This window comes from Candidatus Tisiphia endosymbiont of Melanophora roralis, assembly GCF_964026575.1.
Classification (GTDB): domain Bacteria; phylum Pseudomonadota; class Alphaproteobacteria; order Rickettsiales; family Rickettsiaceae; genus Tisiphia.
In genome coordinates, this window is sequence record NZ_OZ032161.1 from 1,096,304 (window position 1) to 1,114,858 (window position 18,555).

Below are 18,555 nucleotides of genomic sequence, written 5' to 3' on the forward strand. Positions count from 1 at the left end.
AACTTCAGATATTCTGTACGTTTTTATAACAGTTTAGTAATAAGGTGGCAAGAGTTTGTTGTTAGATTAGTTTAGGTTATTTAGTCTAATTAGTTTTTTTTGTAATGAGGTGTGTGCTGTGTTAGAAGGTTTTGATTTTTCAAAGTCTGCAATAAGGTTATTTTTCTATTTTTTAAAGAAAAGAAGAATTAAACTAACTATTTTAGGGTTGTTATGCATAATACGGGGAATGATACCAGCTATTGATAGTGTGTTGCTACAAAGAATTATAAATTTGATTGAGTCTTTTTCTAATGAAACAGTTAAAGACCTACCTTCCTCCATGTTGTTTTGGGCAATAATATATGCATTTTGGTGGGTATGTGTAAATACTATGTGGCGAATTTATGATTATATTTATCTAAAAACCATGCCATATATCAAAGCTCAGATATTAGACGAAATGTATAATTACACTCAGTATCATAATCATAGATTTTTTCAAGAAAACCTTGCTGGTCATATTACCAATCGTATTACTGAAGGGGCTAGATCTTTTGGAATGGTTTTGTCTTTATTTGGAGAGAAAATTCTATACAAACTAGCTATAATTGTTTTTGCTCTTGGAACAATGTACTGGGTACATCAAATATTTGCTACTATATTCCTTATACATATTTGTGTTTTTGTAGGGACTAGCGTTATCTGTTCAAGTACAATAAACAAATATTCAGTAAATTATGCACGAAGCAAATCAATAGTTGCTGGCAGTATTGTTGATGCAATTGCAAATATTGGTGCAATACGGATGTTTACTTCTCATAAATTTGAACGTCAGAATCTAGAAGTAAGGATAGATGATGCTGTAGTTAATGAACAAATTATGCAACTCTTTATGTTTAAGCTACGTATTGTACTAGGCATAGCTTGTTCTATAATGATTTTTATAATGGTTTATTATCTAGCTCAACTTCGTAGTCAAATGCAAATAACTATAGGAGATTGCGTGTTGATACTTACTTTATCTATAACGGTTAGTAGTGAAATTTGGGATCTAACGCAGGAAGTAGGAGATATGTTCGAAGAGTTTGGTTCTTTTAATCAAAGTGTATCATTAATGAAACCTCATATTATAGAAGATATTGAGAATGCCCATCTTCTAAAGGTTACAAAAGGTGAGATAATATTTAAAAATGTTAGTTTTAAATATTATCATAATAATAATTTATTTGAGAATAAATCCGTTACAATTTTGAGTCAACAAAGGGTCGGATTAGTAGGGTTTTCTGGTTCAGGAAAAACAACTTTTATTAATCTTATTACACGGTTGCACGATATAGACCAAGGAGAAATTCTAATTGATGGGCAAAATATTAGATATGTAACTCAAGACTCTTTACGAGAAAATATTAGTATAATACCGCAAGAACCAATCCTATTTCATAGGACAGTCATGGATAATATTAGATATGGAAAAAAAGATGCTAGCTTAGAAGAGATAATAGAGGCAGCAAAACTAGCTCATATACATGAATTTATTGAGAGCCTAACAGAAGGATACCAAAGCTTATGTGGTGAAAGGGGTAATAACTTGTCAGGTGGTCAGAGGCAGAGAATAATAATAGCACGGGCAATATTAAAGAATGCTCCAATATTAATTCTTGATGAAGCAACAAGTAGTCTAGATAGTAAGACTGAGGAGTTGATACAAGATTCTCTATATTACTTAATGCAAAATAAAACTGTATTAGTTATAGCTCATAGATTATCAACTTTGTTGAATATGGATAGAATTTTGGTTTTTAATGAAGGTAGCATAGTTGAAGATGGACAACATGAGGAATTACTAAAAAACAGTAAATTGTACAAAAAACTATGGAAATCACAAGTAAAAGGCTTAATAATTTAAAGAAATTGCTGATTATTTCACCTTACGTATAGCATTTAAAAATTGCAGAAAAGTACAAGACGTCTATTAGCGAGACCACGTGAGTGTAGTGGTAATCCACATTCATTAGATTGCTTCATCGCCACAAAGTGGCTTCTCGTAATGACGCTAGGCTGTTTTTCCTATGATTTTTAAATTGCCATGGGAGTTATGCGTAAGGTGAGTGATTATTTATTACATGACTTATAGTTCTCGTACCATTTCCGATTATGGCATACACTCAACTATTGATTGCAATTTTTAAATTACTCTGCTAATTCATTTAAGATTTGGTATTGTAATACATTATTATTTTGTGTATCATAACTTGAGTTCGATGTAAGGCATCGGTTTAATAACCTAGGGTGTCATCCCATAACTGTTGAAAGTTAAAAAATCGTCATTGCGAAGTGCCGTTAGGCACTGTGGCAATCTTCATGATAGTCAAGACCTCCTTCACAAGATTGCCACGTCGCCGCTTGCAGCGGCTTCTCGCAATGACGGTTTATAGACGTATATGTCATTGCGAACGTACGTGAGCGTGGCAGTCCATGAAGCTGTCATATAGATTGCTTCGTCAACCTTATGGGCTCCTCGCAATGACGGTTTTTTAACTTTCGACAGTTGTGAGGTGACATCACCCCTAATGAGGATAATTACTTGAGCCTAGTATTAATTTGCTACATCGATACTTAAGGTTATCATAAGAAATATTTTTAATCACTTGAAACTGAAGGAATTTAAAATGCAAGTATTCGTTGGAAAAGCTGCACCGGATTTTACAGCTAAAGCTATTATGCCTGATAATAGTATAGAATCTGAATTTAATCTTAAAAATTATGCTACGGGTCATAAAGTTGTATTGTTTTTTTATCCCCTAGATTTTACTTTTGTTTGTCCATCAGAAATTATAGCCTTTAATAATAGATTAGGAGAATTTACTGAAAGAAATACAAAGTTAATAGCAATAAGCGTTGACTCGCATTTTTCTCATTTGGCTTGGAAGAATACTCCTTACAATAAAGGTGGTGTTGGCAATATCCAAATTCCTATGGTGGCAGATCTTAATAAAAATGCCTCACATAGTTATAATGTACTTCATGATGATGGAATATCACTGCGTGGTACTTTTGTTATTGATGAAGAATTCATAGTACGCCATTTGTCAGTTAATGATTTGCCAATTGGTAGAAATATTGATGAAGTAATAAGACTGATAGATGCTCTAGACTATAATGCAAAGCATGGTGAAGTATGTCCAGCTGGGTGGCATAAAGGTGATGAAGGTATTACCCCATCACATAAAGGAGTGGCAGATTACTTAGCTTCCAATGCAGAAAAATTATAGTATATAGCGTAGGTTTTGCCGGATCAGTAGGATGTCATTGCTAGCTACTAACACCAATATACCGTAGCTAGAAATGACGATTGCTTAAGTTGACACACATAGGTTTACGCAGGTTTCCACGACCAGTTGTCATTTTTAAACTTCTCTAGTTAGAAATTAATTGTTTTTTTATTTTTTTACTTAGTGGGAAAAAATTTTGCTATATACTGCAAATATCATCCAAAGGATAATTTATGTCAAAGTAAGCTTAAAGCCAAAGAAAGAGATTTGATGCTTAAGGAGCTATTTTTGGATACTAACCGAGTATCTTATACAAAAGAAACAATTGATATTCTAAGACTAATTAGGAGTGAAAATGTTGGTTCAAGGACTTTTTGGAGTTTAATAAAGCTATTTGGTAGTAGTAGTGCTGCTATTGAAAACATCCAAGAATTTTCGCTGCGAGGTGGACGTTCTAAACCAGTAAAGGTATTTTCACAAAGTGAGGCAAGTAAAGAACTTGAGCTTTTGGAAAAGAATAATGCCAAAATTATTACCTATAAGTCTCTAGAATATTCAAGGTTATTGTTAGAGATTTTTGATTGCCCGCCTATACTAAGTTATAAGGGCAATATCGGGTTATTATCACACGAAAGATGTTTAGCAATTGTTGGAGCAAGAAATGCTTCAGTAAATGGTCGTGCTTTTGCAGCTAAAATCGCTAAGGAATTGACAGACGCAGATTATATAATGGTTTCTGGACTTGCAAGAGGTATTGATACGGCAGTGCATCAAGTTAATATCTCTAAAACAATAGGAGTTATAGCTGGAGGAATTGATCATGTTTACCCCATAGAAAATGTTAAATTATTCGAGCAAATTCAGCAAGAGGGGTTAATAATTGCTGAATTACCAATAGGTTCAAAACCTCTTGGACAACATTTCCCACAACGTAATCGATTGATTTCTGGTATATCTCTTGGAACGGTAGTAATTGAGGCAAGCCTAAAATCTGGATCATTAATAACAGCAAGGTTTGCTTTAGAACAGAATAGAGAAGTATTTGCAGTGCCGGGATTTCCGCTAGATTCTAGGTGTCAGGGTACTAATAAACTCATCAAGGAAGGAGCATACATGGTGGAATCTACCCAAGATATAGTAACTAATCTACCACATTTTTCTAAGGTTGTCAGCAAATCTAAGGATGTGGCAAATGATTCAGCTGAGAATAACCAGTTTAAAGCGTTAGATATAAAATATGCTAATCCAATTACCAACGATATGCGTATGAAAGTTAAGGAGCTTTTATCTTCAACTCCTATAGATTTTGATTGTTTGCATCAAACGCAGCTACCTTTGCAGGTTATATATATGATAATACTGGAGCTAGAACTGGCTGGAAAAATAACTAGATATCCTGGCAACAAGATATCTTTAATTTATAAATAAATATGAAATTAGTAATAGTAGAATCGCCAGCAAAGGCAAAAACAATAAATAAATATCTAGATAATGGTTTTAAAGTTATTGCTTCGTTTGGGCATATTAGAGATTTACCATCTAAAAATGGTTCAGTTCTGCCAAATGAAGATTTTGCTATGAAATATATTATATCAGATAAAGCAGAAAAATATGTTGAAGCAATAACTAAAGATGCTGCCAAGGCTGAAATGGTTTATCTAGCAACAGATCGAGACCGAGAAGGAGAATCAATTGCTTGGCATGTTGCAGAAATAATAAAAGAAAAAAACTTGGTTAAATCTAGTGATTTCTTTAAAAGAGTAGCATTTGATGAAGTTACAAAAAAAGCTATTTTACATGCAATTGAAAACCCAAGAAAGATTGATATTGATTTGGTTAATGCTCAGCAAGCAAGGAGGGCATTAGACTATTTAGTAGGATTTACTTTATCGCCGATATTATGGCGTAAATTGCCAGGATGTAGATCAGCCGGAAGAGTGCAGTCTGTAGCACTGAGACTTATTTGCGAACGAGAAGATGAAATTGAACGTTTTAAATCGCAAGAATATTGGGATATTAGTCTTAATGTTCTTAATAGTAATAATGAACCGTTTTTAGCAAGATTAACTCATGTTAATGGTGAAAAATTAGAGAAATTCTCAATTACTAATGAACTAGCTGCCAATGATCTAGTCGAGAAAATAAAATTAAAGAATTTTCATGTTGCAACTATAGAAAAAAAACAGCAAAAACGTCAACCGCAACCGCCTTTTATTACCTCTTCGCTGCAGCAAGAAGCTGCAAGAAAATTAGGGTTTACTGCTAAAAAGACTATGCAAATTGCCCAAAAACTTTACGAAGGTATGGATATAGGTAATGAAACTATAGGTTTGATCACTTATATGAGAACGGACGGGACAACTCTTGCTAGTGAAGCTGTTGAACAAATACGTCAGTTGATAGATAAGAATTTTGGGGATAAATATTTGCCAGCTAGCCAGCGAGTTTATAAATCTAAAGCTAAAAATGCCCAAGAAGCTCACGAAGCGATTAGACCAACTGATATTACCTTGCTACCAGAAAAGTTAAAAGATAAACTAGATAAAGACTTTTACAAACTTTATGACCTAATTTGGAAGAGAACGGTAGCTTGCCAAATGGAAAATGTTATTATTGATTTGGTAGTAGCTCAGCTTGATACAGAAGATAAAGAATTTACATGCAGAGCAAATGGCTCAATTATTGCGTTTGATGGTTTTTATAAAATCTATCGAGAAGGTCTAGATGATGAAACAGAAGAAGAAAATAGACTTCTACCACCGCTAAAAGAAGGAGAGAAATTAATTACAGATTCAGTAAATCCAGCACAACATTTCACTGATCCGCCACCAAGATATTCTGAAGCTAGTTTAGTAAAGAGGCTTGAGGAACTTGGTATTGGTCGCCCATCTACTTATGCTTCGATTATATCAGTGTTGCAAGATAGAAAATATGTAGTTGTTGAGAAAAAACGATTCTTCCCAGAGGAATTAGGGCGTTTAGTTACAATATTTTTGACAGGTTTTTTTAAGAAATATGTGGAATATGATTTTACAGCTGATCTTGAAAATGATTTAGATGAGGTGGCAGAAGGTAAAATAGAATGGAAGTCTTTACTAAAAAAATTCTGGGATGGGTTTAATAATAATGTAGAAGTAGTTAGTGGAAAAAAAATATCTGATATAATTACTTATGTTGAAGAAGCCTTAGATTATCACTTATTTGGAGAAAAGTCAGAAAGTAACAATTCAAGAATTTGCCCATCCTGCTCTACAGGTCAATTAGGTCTGAAGCTTGGTAAGTTTGGAGCATTCTTAGCTTGTAGTAATTACCCAGAATGTACTTTCAAAAAACAAATTACCTCTAAAAATAGTGATGATGTTGCTACTATGGAAGAGAACAAACTATTAGGAGTAAATAAGGATGGTTTTGATGTTTTTCTAAAGAAAGGCCCCTATGGTTTATATGTACAGACTAGTGAGCAAGTTGCCAAGGGTGAAAAGCCAAAGCGTGCATCATTGCCACCTTCTATTGCCCAAAATGATGTTACTCTTGCTTTAGCTATGAGGTTGCTTGAGTTACCGGTTAAATTATGTTTGCATCCTGAATCTCAACAAGAAATTATACTTGGTATAGGTAGATATGGCCCGTATCTTAAATATCTTGATAGGTTTATTTCAATACCAAAAAGATATGATCCTTTTACCATAGCAACAGAGATCGCTGTAGAAATAATTGAAACTAGTAACAATAAGTTAAAGAATAAACAAGAGAAAGATAATGGCAAGCAGGTAATAGTTGCAAAAAAAACTTCTAAAAAGAATGCTACAGCAAAAAAAACAACAAAAAAGAAAAAAGTATAATAAGCGGTTAAGATAAAATTATGGGAAGGGTTATCACAAGATTCGCACCATCACCAACAGGTATGCTACATATAGGTAATAGTAGAACAGCTCTGATAAATTGGTTATATACTAGAAAGCATAATGGCCTATTCATTTTAAGGTTTGATGATACTGATTTTGAGCGTAGCAAACAGCAATATAAAAATGCTATTGAACAGGATTTGAAATTTCTAGGGCTTAACTGGGATCAAACGTTTTGCCAATCTAATAGACTTGCTAAATATGAAGCTGTAAAGACATTATTATTGCAAAAAAATAGATTATATCCTTGTTTTGAGACGCAAGAAGAGCTGGAACTGAAACGTAAATTACAATTATCAAGAGGACTGCCCCCCATCTATGACCGGGCAGCTTTGAATTTAACTCAACAACAAATAAATGATTATATTAGTCAAGGAAGAAAGCCGCATTATCGATTCTTGGTATCGCATACTCCAATTATATGGCAAGATATGATTAAGGGTGAAGTTAAATATGATGGGAAAAATCTTGGTGATCCGATAGTTATCAGAGAAGATAATAGTATGACTTATATGCTTTGTTCAGTTATTGATGATATTGATTATTCGATTACCCATATTATTAGGGGCGAAGATCATGTAACTAATACGGCGATTCAGCTACAAATGTTTGAAGCCCTACAGGGAGTGCTATACTCACATCAAAAGAGTATATACTCAAATGATTTGGAGAATTGGAACGGAAAACAAGGGGAGAGCGAACGGAGCGTATATAAGGTGCGTGAGTACGCGAATACCCTGCAGTTTTCCGAAGCCAATTCTTCAAAGCAGAAGAGTATACCGAATTTTGCTCATCTTGGTCTAGTTATTAGCCGAGATGACAAAATATCTAAAAGAATCGGAGGGTTTGAGATCGCTGCTCTAAGGGATGAAATTGGATTAGAACCAATGGCAATTAATAGTTTTTTTAGTTTAATTGGTTCGTCATCAAGTATTGCATCGTTTAAGAATTTAGATCAGCTAATAAAAGAATTTGACATTAATAATTTTTCTAAAAGTCCAACAACTTATTTGCCGGAGGAATTAGAACGTCTGAATCATAAATTACTAATTAGCCTTAGTTTTGATGAAGTAAAAGATCGTTTAAGAGAGATTAAGGCTGAGCAAGTAACTGAACAGTTTTGGTTGGCAGTGAGAGCTAATTTGCAAAAATTATATGAAATAAAAGATTGGTGGAATATTTGTTACTCCCCATCTAAAGTTGAAGGCTTAGATAAAGATTTTTTAAAACAGGCAGCTATATTATTACCAGACGACCCAATCACCCTCGACAGCTGGAGCATATGGACTAAAAAAATTATGGTCGTTACTGGTAAAAAGGGCAAGGATGTATTCTTACCTCTAAGACTTAGCATAACGGGAATGGCATCCGGACCGGAAATGTCAGTAATATTACCCTTACTTCGCAGAGAGGAAATTATAAAAAGATTAAGTTGATTTTTGTGTTGATCTAAAAAAATAGCCTGAAAGGCTATTAACCCCAATTCTGGATAAGAATTGACAAATTCTTATCCAAAATTCGCGTGTTACGGATTCTAGAACGAAAATAACGATCGATAAGACCATTAGATAGAAACCTTCACACCTACTAGTTCGGACAGATATCAGCTTTACAAACTCCAATAATAACTCCATTAGTATTATTAGTTATAGTTGCGTTCATACTAGAGCCACATGCTATGAAAGTCATATCTTGACAATTCCTAACTTGAATATGACCTGAAGATACTTCAGTTACATTACATCCTGTTCCTGTAATTTGTGGGGGTTTAGTACCAATCTCATAAGTTATGTCAAAGTTAGCAAGAATTATATTGGTGTGATTATCTCCAAAGCTTGTGCATCTCCACACTTGACCTGTATAACTTATGCGATTCTTCCACTTAAAACTGCATGTATCACCAGGAGCAAAATACCAACCAGCATCGCCCATACTATGGCATTGGTCATCTTGTATATCTGATTTAACTAATGAAGATTTTTGACTTTTTATTTGACTAGAAGAATTATCTAATTTGTTAACATTCACTGGATCGTTTTTTATTTTTTCCATTGCTGGATTGCTAGCAAATGCAGATAAAGTGGTACACAATATAAAAGGTATAAAAAAAGAAAATCGCTGCATATTTATCTCCTTGTTAATGTTAATAATTATATAGTTTGATAGCGTAACATTTTTTCTGTAAATTGCATGTTAACCCGCTTATTTACGTTAAATCTACAGAAAGAATGTTCGCTATCGGGACACAATAGGCTATTAAACCGATGTCTTCTAACAAACTGTTCTAATAGTTTGTGTTTTTACATAATGCGTAGCATTTTGTTTGCTGCTTACATAAAACTTAAGTTAAAGTAAATTAGGATAAACCATGACCTCCTACCTTCCGAGTTTTAAAAGCAAGAGCTGACTTTTGGGATTCTTGATTAATTTCAACAATTCTATCATTTAGGAATTTTTGTAAATTTACATCATCTTTAACATTAACATGTTCTCCTTGCCGTTGGTATCCCATTTTAGGAGATCCATTTATACTTGTTATCCTCTCTTCTGTTCTTAATCTAACCTGCCCTACATTCGCTTCTCTCTCTCCTCCAGAACCAATTTCTTTAACTCTTTCTCCCCTTCCATCCGCTTCAACCTTTGCTAATTCCATTAATAGTTTTATCTGTTCTTGAGGAGTTGATAATTTTTTTAATTCTTCATTGATATATTGTTTCTGCTTTTCAAGTGCATTTTTTTGCAAATTTTTATATATCTCTTCTGCTTGTGCAGTAATCTTAACATTGGTTTTTCGAGATGGAATTACCCGTGTTGCTAGGTTCTTCCTAAGGGATTGTGCTACCTCTTTTGCACTTTCCTTAACAGACTTTGACCCAACTAATCTGCTAGCTGTACGAACATTATCAACTACTTTTGGTGTTAGAACGGGGGCATTCTGAAGAGTGGGCTTAGGTTCATCTATAATATTACCCCTTGGATTTACTTTCACATTTACTTTTTCTGGTTTTAGAACAGGTGTGGGATCTAGGGCATCAAGAGGCTTATCTAGAATATTACCCCTTGCATTTACTTCTTCCTCTTGGGTCGTGTCAGCAAGAGAAACCACAGCCTCTTTTGTTCTACCCAACTCCTCAGTCTTCTGAGGGGAAGTTATAATACGGTCCACAGATAGTGTATCGATAGATTGTGAAATATCCACGCCATGTCCCTTGTTTTTGGCTACTTCTTGCATCATTGCTTTATATTTTTCTTGCGTTACTGGCAAGGTATAGATATGTCCACCATGTTCTATATACCCAACTGCATCAGAGCCAGTTCCATTAAACTTAACTGGACGTGGTGAGCTGACCTCGATTAGCCTACCATCATCATCATAGTGAGCCGTAAAATATACAGCCTTACTTGCAGCAATATTTCTGCCATGCTGATCCTTTACCGCTAGCGATAAATGCATTGGACCACCATCATTAAGTTCTATCGGAAAATCTATCGTCCTATAATTTTTAATTTCTACTGGAGTACCATCACTTTTTTGCACTGTTTGAGGTGGATTTATTTGATGTGTTGCTTCTGTTAATGTAGCAATCTCGTTACCATTTGCATCTCGTACTATCTGCGTTTTAGTAGTAATACCATTAGCACTTCCTCCAACTCCATCCTTCCATTCCATAGTACTAAATCTATCTGCAAACTGAGTATGAACATTCTTGTAGCCGGCAATTTCGACTTGTTCCAAAGCTCTTTTTAACTCAACTCCTCTCAGAACTTCACTGATTTTCTCTTTGTTTTCTTCATTCTCACAGTACGCACGAAATTTAGTTATATCTCCAATTTCTTCTAGTTTTGCTATATTATTCTTTACTAGAGCTTCAACTATTAGCTCCCTCTGCTTGGTTAAGATTTGATTCCTAATTGCTTGGGTTATAGGGTCAACATCTAGATCGGCAGCAGAAAAAGAAGAGGTACGGATAGAGTCAAAAGAAGGACCTTCAGAATGCTCTTCTAATTCTCTAAGATTTTCCTCAGCAGAACCTTGCAATACAAAAACGTCCTGAGCGAGTTCTTCTTGAGCAGGTTCTTCTTTAGTAGAAGCAATGATTGCCTGCAACTTATCTTCATATTTTTCTAAACCACCAAGAGTTTTTTTACTCTGCATGGATTGTTGCAGTTTGTCAGCTAATATATCAAACACTATAAATTTATTAAATGTTAACTTATCTTGTTCAGTTAACTCATCTTTAGTCTTTTCCCCTATCTTTTTACATTCATCAGCATTAGTCTTGATTGCTTCAGCCAAACCATCTAATACATCATTTACTACAACAACCTTGAGTTCTTTTGAAATATAATGATTTTCCAAAACTCTATTTGGAATTTCGAGTAGGTGGTTAAATAGAGGATCAACGACCTCATGTTCAACTAGATCATTTTTTGCCTGAATATCTACTTTTTCTCCAGCTTTATCTATTTCAATCATCAAGTCTGTATAATAATCAAAATACTCTCTAGGATTTTTCTCTTCACTCTTACTCATTTTTACCACCCTATTCTTAAATTCTAATTATATTGATGCTAGATAATATTCTTATTTAAAGCAACTAAAAAAGTAGAGTCCATCACTTTAATTATATCATAAATAATATTAGCACTAAGCATATACGCAATTATATCTTGACATTTTCTTTGCCTAGAGGCAAACTAAGCTCTAACAAGCGGAAGTAACGGTAATTATGATCTTGATATTTATTTTAATGTTTTATGTTTTTACAATTAATAGGCATAGAGATAGCCAAAAGAGCTATAATTTTATCATACCATTATTTTATATTAATCTTTTAATAGCTAATATCTATTTTTACTTACATGCTACTGACCACTTAAATATCTCTTTTTAATTTGTTATGAACCCAGTTTCAAGCCGACCTACAATAATTATATATATTGCTATTGCTATTTTATGTATAGTAACAAATATCGTAGCCTTTATTTTCCAATTTTTTTATTATGAACTACCCTGCCCTTTATGTTTATTACAAAGATTCGGTTTTATTGCTATCGGACTTGGAGCACTACTTAGCATAATATATAATCCTTCTTGGAAATATGATATGATTATATTCATCTCTAGTATTTACACGCTGATGGTAGGGCTTAGGCAGGTTTTGCTGCATATTTTACCCCATGATTTAGGATATGGTAATACTTTCCTTGGGTTACATTTTTATACATGGTCAGCAATAATTTCTTTTTCTTTAATCCTATTAATGTCTATAATTCCTATAATTAGCCTTATTCTAAGTAAATTTAGTATACTACAATTTTATCCTAGTTTTGTACCTACATTAATTGAGATTAGTTTGATAATTATCACTCTTGTTAATGTGTTTGCAACTTATTTTGAATGTGGTTTTGGCATATGTCCTAGCGATCCTACAACTTACTTAGAATGGAAAAATTTACAGCAATTATTTGGTAGTAGTTAAGTAATTTTAATTTATTAGATCTATGTTTAAAAAAGATAACTATTCAAGAAGTTTAATTATATTATTATAATAGAACATCATGAAAATTTTTAATAATAACCAATAAATGGAGGCTACAATGTCAAAAAGCTTTGTAGAAAAAGTAAAAAAAGGGGCAGCAAAATTAGCAGATAAGGTAGAGCAAAAGGTAGAACAATTTGTTGATGCTGTACCAACTGATGATGAGATAATGGACAAACTCCGAGATGGATTTAAAAAAATTAACTCTAAAGTTGCTCAAGTAAGCCCAGAAAGTGCAAAAACTTTGCGGAAGATAGAAGGAAAAATAGGGGTTAAGCCAAGTCCACAAAATCTTGCTGAAATAGTTGATGACTTACATAATCTCAAAGATAATTTTATGAAAGACATGAAAACCCCAAAAGTGATCACTCAATTCGGCGATTTTTTAAAATCTACTATTGCTTTAATAGGATCTATTGGTAAATCTGCAAAAGAACGTGGAAAAGCATATGATAACTTTAGCAAATCAGTAGAAGCTCTAGGTAAAGCGATTAGCAAAGCATTCGAGGGGTCGTCAAAGACACGTTGAGGAGTAAAATATTACCAAGGCGGATTGATTCCTGCGTGGGTTCATTAGTGTCCGGAGCTATCTTTATAGTTAACCCAAGGAGATTCTAGCTATAATAATAGAAGTGCTGTCACCCCTGCTTCAGTGCGGGGTCTAGATTCCCGCCTTCGCGGGAATGACATTAACCCTAGCAGGGATGACACCCACAACTGTCGAAAGTTCAACAAACATCATTGCGAGAAGCGTTGTCAGCCCTAAACCGTCATTGCGAGCGAACGTACGTGAGCGCGGCAATCCATGAAGCTTGTCATATGGATTGCTTCGTCGACCTACGGTCTCCTCGCAATGACGTTTGTTAAACTTTCGACAGTTGTGGGATGACACAATAGGCTACTAAACCAATATCTTACATCAAATTAAAGTGTTAGATTATTTTTTAGTCTCATTTGTTATTTGTGACTTTGGTAACATTATTTTGATATCAGCTTTACTTTCAAGATCAGCAACATACTTTAATATAGCATCTCTACTAAGTTGATTGGTTATACTAGCAGTAGCTTCCTCCTTAGAAGGTATTTGTGCAGGTCTTTTATCAAGTACAGTAATTATATGCCAACCAAATTGGGTTTTAACTGGAGAAGAGATTTCATTTACTTTCATTGATAATGCTTTATCTTCAAATTCAGGTACTAGCTGTCCAGAAGTAATATAGCCTATTTCTCCACCATTTGCTTTAGACCCTTCATCTTTTGAGAAATCCTTAGCAAGCTTAGCAAATTTTTCCCCTTTTTTAAGTCTATTTTGTACATTTATTGCTTCTTTTTCAGTTGCAACCAAAATATGACTTACTTTTACTTCCTCTTTTCCTTTTAGGCTAGCAACTAATTTATCATATTCAGCATTAATCATTTTCTCATCAACATGAGATTTTACATAACGCTCCATCAATTCTTGCTGAACCAATTGGTTTTTTACGATATTCAACTTAGATTGGAATTCTTTTGAAGATTCAATATTAGAATTCTTGGCTTCTTGCTCAAGCAATTTTGCATCGATATAGCCCTTTACTAACATTTCCTGTATATTCGCATCAAAATCAGTAAACTTTTTTCCTTTAGCACTTGGTTGGGTATCTAAAGAAGGTTGGAATTGTTGCATAACCTGTGATTCTTTTACTTCACCACCTTTGTAGGTAGCAACAATTTTATCTTCATCAGCAAAAGCACTACTCGCAAGTAAACTAGCAGCTAAAAAAATTATAGTTGTTCTTTTCATTTGTTATCCATTATTATATATTGTTTATGATAGCTGGATTTTATAAGGATAACCCTTCTACGTCAACAGCTATTTACAATTTGTTTGATAAATATCATAAAATATCATATTTTACAGGATATTTACTATTTGAATCTAGGATATAAATGCTTTCTTTACTTAAAAAATTATTCGGCACAGCAAATGATAGAAGTATAAAAAAACTATCTTTAGAAATTGAAAAAATTAATTTGCTCGAGCCTTCAATACAAAAACTTTCTGATGATGATTTGAGAAATAAAACAGAGCAATTTAGGCAAAGATTAAAAGATGGTGAGTCATTAGATGACTTAACTTATGAAGCTTTTGCTGTTGTACGGGAAGCTTCAAAAAGACTCTATGGGATGAGGCATTTTGATGTTCAGTTAATTGGTGGATTGATATTGCACCGTGGTATGATTACTGAAATGCGTACAGGAGAAGGAAAAACTTTAGTTGCCACATTACCCGCATATTTGAATGCTCTTACTGGTGAAGGGGTACATGTTGTTACGGTAAATGATTATTTAGTAAAACGTGATTCTGAGTGGATGGGAAGAATTCATAATTTTCTAGGGTTATCTGTTGGTTGTATCACTGCTGGTATCAGTGATGATGATAGACGTAACGCTTATAGAGCAGATATTACTTATGCAACTAATAACGAGCTTGGATTTGATTTCCTCAGAGATAACATGAAATATAGTGAAGATTCTAAGGTACTTCGTCCTTTTAAATTCGCTATTATTGATGAAGTTGACTCAATTTTAATTGATGAAGCAAGAACTCCGCTAATTATATCAGGTCCAGTAGACGATCGCTCGGATTTATACAGCACAATTGATAAATTAGTTCGTCAGTTTAAAGATGAAGATTACGAAAAAGATGAGAAATTACGGACAGTTAATCTTACTGAGAATGGTATAACTCATGTAGAATCAATGCTTGTAGCTAATAGTCTTATTGAAAAAGATTCAAGCCTTTATGATTTTGAAAATTTAAGTTTGGTTCATTATATCAATCAATCATTAAGAGCTCATATCCTCTTCAATCGTGATGTTGATTATTTAGTACGCGATGGAAAAGTTATGATTATTGATGAATTTACTGGACGCGTTATGGAAGGTAGACGGTATTCCGAAGGGTTACACCAATCACTAGAGGCAAAAGAGCATGTACAAATTCAAAATGAGAATCAAACTTTAGCTTCTATTACTTTCCAAAACTATTTTAGGAATTATCCCAAATTATCAGGTATGACTGGTACAGCAATGACCGAAGCTGCAGAGCTAAAAGACATATACAATCTTGATGTTCTTGCTGTTCCTACCCATAATCCAATTACTAGAGTTGATTATGATGACGAGATTTATGGCAGTAAACAAGATAAATATGAAGCTATCCTAAAATTAATAAAAGAATGTTATGATCGTGGTCAACCTGTCTTGGTTGGAACGGTTAGTATAGAGAAATCTGAAGAAATTTCTAACTTACTTACCAAAAATAAAATAAATCATAATGTTTTAAATGCAAAATTTCATCAGCAGGAAGCATTTATTATAGCTCAAGCTGGACGATTTAAGGCTGTGACTATTGCCACAAATATGGCAGGTCGTGGTACAGATATTATGCTTGGCGGTAACCCAGAAATGCTAATAGAACAACTATCTCTAAAGAACCTAGCAAAAGAGCAATATGAATTAGAAATAGTAAAAATAAAAGAGCAGATAGCTGAAGAGAAGCAGCGTGTAATAGAGGCTGGAGGATTATTTGTTATAGGTACTGAAAGGCATGAGAGTCGTAGGATAGATAACCAGTTACGAGGAAGAGCTGGTAGACAAGGTGATCCAGGCAATACAAAATTTTTCTTGTCTTTAGAAGATGATCTGATGCGTATTTTTGCCTCAGACCGTATTTCCGGAGTTTTAAGAACGTTAGGTTTAAAAGATGGTGAAGCAATCCATCACCCTATGATTAGTCGTTCACTTGAAAAAGCTCAACAGAAAGTTGAAGGACATAATTACGAAATACGTAAAAATTTATTACGTTTTGATGATGTTATGAATGATCAACGTAAGATAGTTTATGAACAGCGCAGTGACATCATTAAGTCAAAAGATGCACATGATTTTTTAACCAACATGACAAAAGAACTAGTGGAAAAAGTGGTATTAACTTTTATTCCGCCTAGTTCTTATAGAGAAGACTGGGATATAAATGCTCTAACAGGAGAGTTGCAGCGTATTTTTGCTATAAAACTACAGCATGAATCTATAACAAAAGCTGATGTTACCGAAGTACAGGTGGTATCTAACGTTGTACAAATGGTAAATGACTTGTACCAAGCAAAATATGAAGCATATAGCGTTAACTTAATGAATGACGCAATTAAGTATATTTTACTAACAACTTTAGATCAAGTATGGAAAGATCACCTACATAATTTAGATCATTTACGACAAGGTATATCACTAAGAGCTTATGCCCAAAAAGATCCTCTTAACGAGTATAAAAGAGAAGCTTTCAATTTATTTGAACAAATGCTCGATAATTTGAAGGAATTATTTATCCAAAGAGTTTGTCATCTCCATATGGATACTAGCCATATTAAAAAAGAGTCAATGTCTTTGGAAAATAAAAAACTTCAAAAGACAATGCGAGAAACTAGGGAGGACCCAGCTTTTCATAAATATAATGCTGGTGTTAGTATTGAAACTCAACTTAAAACCATCAAAACTCAAGTCAATCCACAGGATAGAGTACAATCAGACCCATCAAGTTGGGGAAAAGTGGCTAGAAATGAGTTATGTCCCTGTGGTTCTAGCAAGAAATATAAATATTGTCACGGAAGTAATGAATAAGCAGGGCAATTTAAATATCTGCATTTAAGGATCTGCATTTGAGAAAATAGCTAGCTTCTATGAAGAAAGTAATAAAAATAGGTACAAGAAGAAGTCCTTTGGCTTTAGTACAGACAAATTTAGTAGTCGACCAAATTAAAATTCATTACCCAAACATAAATTGTGAAATAGTCCCAATAATTACCTCTGGTGATTTGATTAAGGATAAAAATCTGTATGATATAGGTGGCAAAGCTTTATTTTTAAAAGAAATAGAAAATGCTCTTATAAATGACGAAATTGACTTAGCTGTACATTCCTTAAAAGACGTACCTTGCAAACTACCGTCAGAATTGATGATATGTGCTGTACTTGAGAGAGAAGATGCACGGGATGTATTTGTCTGCTTAGATTATAAATCAATAGAAGAACTGCCTTTTGCTAGTAAGGTAGGTACATCTTCAGTGCGTAGAAAAATCCTAATACAAAGAAAAAGACCTGATTTAAAAATTGTTACTTTTAGAGGAAATGTTGATTCAAGAATAAAAAAATTAATGCAAGGTGATGTTGATGCAACTATTTTAGCTTATAGTGGTTTAAAAAGATTAGGACTATTTGATACACAATATTGCCACTTAATAGAGACAAAGGAAATGTTACCACCTGTAGGACAGGGTGTTATAGCGATAGAGATAAGAAAAAATGATAATAAAATGCAAGAAATATGTAATAAAATTAACCATTTTGAAACATGGGAACTAATGCAAGCTGGAAGGGCATTTTTGGAATATTTAGATGCAGATTGTAAAACTCCTATAGCTGCTTATTCAACGTATATAGGTAATGATATTCTTACAGAGTTTATGCTTTCTGATTTTGACGGTAGTAAAATAGTTTTTCATAGTGACATTTCTAATCCAAAAGATTGCAAAAATTCTGGCATACAGGCTGCAAAAACTTTGATGTTAGCTATAGTGAATTGAGGAGAATTTGGTAACGTCGTCTTCGATCCCTCGCCTATTATATACTGCTCGTAAATGAAGAGTTGATAGACGAAGACCAAAATCATGATAGTAGCAGGAGTCAAAGGGTCGAGGTGCTAGGCGTACTACATTAGTACGTGGCTACCTACGATCCCTGAAGACGACAACGCAATTCTTGATTTTCATCGAGTATATATAGGTGTCGCTCCATCGCTCCTGCTACTCAATT

Annotated in this window: 12 protein-coding genes; 9 read left to right on the forward strand and 3 right to left on the reverse strand. The window is 33.8% G+C overall.

Going from position 1 to position 18,555, the window contains the following annotated elements:
- Nucleotides 1–118: 118 nt before the first annotated feature.
- From AAGD53_RS05290 to AAGD53_RS05310, 5 genes are all read left to right on the forward strand, one after another.
- Nucleotides 119–1,888, forward strand: a complete 1,770-nt coding sequence (locus tag AAGD53_RS05290; protein WP_410521095.1) for an ABC transporter ATP-binding protein — start codon at nucleotides 119–121, stop codon at nucleotides 1,886–1,888.
- Nucleotides 1,889–2,651: 763 nt separating this feature from the next.
- Nucleotides 2,652–3,254: a peroxiredoxin gene (locus tag AAGD53_RS05295; RefSeq protein WP_341762471.1), complete on the forward strand. Its 603-nt coding sequence runs from the start codon at nucleotides 2,652–2,654 to the stop codon at nucleotides 3,252–3,254.
- Between the two features lie 183 nt (nucleotides 3,255–3,437).
- Entirely contained in the window at nucleotides 3,438–4,682 is a 1,245-nt protein-coding gene (gene dprA / locus AAGD53_RS05300; protein ID WP_341762472.1) for a DNA-processing protein DprA, read from the forward strand.
- A gap of 2 nt (nucleotides 4,683–4,684) precedes the next feature.
- Nucleotides 4,685–7,096: a type I DNA topoisomerase gene (gene topA, locus AAGD53_RS05305; protein ID WP_341762473.1), complete on the forward strand. Its 2,412-nt coding sequence runs from the start codon at nucleotides 4,685–4,687 to the stop codon at nucleotides 7,094–7,096.
- 20 nt (nucleotides 7,097–7,116) lie between these two features.
- Nucleotides 7,117–8,595, forward strand: a complete 1,479-nt coding sequence (locus tag AAGD53_RS05310) for a glutamate--tRNA ligase (RefSeq protein WP_341762474.1) — start codon at nucleotides 7,117–7,119, stop codon at nucleotides 8,593–8,595.
- A gap of 151 nt (nucleotides 8,596–8,746) precedes the next feature.
- Here the strand turns inward: AAGD53_RS05310 and AAGD53_RS05315 are convergent, their stop codons facing one another.
- The gene (locus AAGD53_RS05315; RefSeq protein ID WP_341762475.1) at nucleotides 8,747–9,283 is read right to left on the reverse strand and encodes a hypothetical protein; all 537 of its coding nucleotides are present in this window, start codon (nucleotides 9,281–9,283) and stop codon (nucleotides 8,747–8,749) included.
- A gap of 232 nt (nucleotides 9,284–9,515) precedes the next feature.
- The gene (locus tag AAGD53_RS05320; protein ID WP_341762476.1) at nucleotides 9,516–11,693 is read right to left on the reverse strand and encodes a Sca4 family protein; all 2,178 of its coding nucleotides are present in this window, start codon (nucleotides 11,691–11,693) and stop codon (nucleotides 9,516–9,518) included.
- 367 nt (nucleotides 11,694–12,060) lie between these two features.
- Here AAGD53_RS05320 and AAGD53_RS05325 point away from each other — a divergent pair, with 367 nt between their 5' ends.
- Together AAGD53_RS05325 and AAGD53_RS05330 are read left to right on the forward strand one after the other, a co-directional pair.
- Nucleotides 12,061–12,642, forward strand: a complete 582-nt coding sequence (locus AAGD53_RS05325) for a disulfide bond formation protein B (RefSeq protein WP_341762477.1) — start codon at nucleotides 12,061–12,063, stop codon at nucleotides 12,640–12,642.
- Between the two features lie 118 nt (nucleotides 12,643–12,760).
- A complete protein-coding gene (locus AAGD53_RS05330) occupies nucleotides 12,761–13,231 on the forward strand; it encodes a hypothetical protein (RefSeq protein WP_341762478.1) in 471 nt (156 codons plus the stop codon).
- 408 nt (nucleotides 13,232–13,639) lie between these two features.
- Here AAGD53_RS05330 and AAGD53_RS05335 read toward each other — a convergent pair whose 3' ends face one another.
- A complete protein-coding gene (locus AAGD53_RS05335) occupies nucleotides 13,640–14,485 on the reverse strand; it encodes a peptidylprolyl isomerase (RefSeq protein WP_341762479.1) in 846 nt (281 codons plus the stop codon).
- Between the two features lie 146 nt (nucleotides 14,486–14,631).
- Between AAGD53_RS05335 and secA the strand changes: the two genes are divergently transcribed.
- Nucleotides 14,632–17,364, forward strand: a complete 2,733-nt coding sequence (gene secA, locus AAGD53_RS05340; RefSeq protein ID WP_341762480.1) for a preprotein translocase subunit SecA — start codon at nucleotides 14,632–14,634, stop codon at nucleotides 17,362–17,364.
- Nucleotides 17,365–17,423: 59 nt separating this feature from the next.
- Entirely contained in the window at nucleotides 17,424–18,326 is a 903-nt protein-coding gene (gene hemC / locus AAGD53_RS05345) for a hydroxymethylbilane synthase (protein ID WP_341762481.1), read from the forward strand.
- The last annotated feature ends 229 nt before the right edge of the window (nucleotides 18,327–18,555 follow it).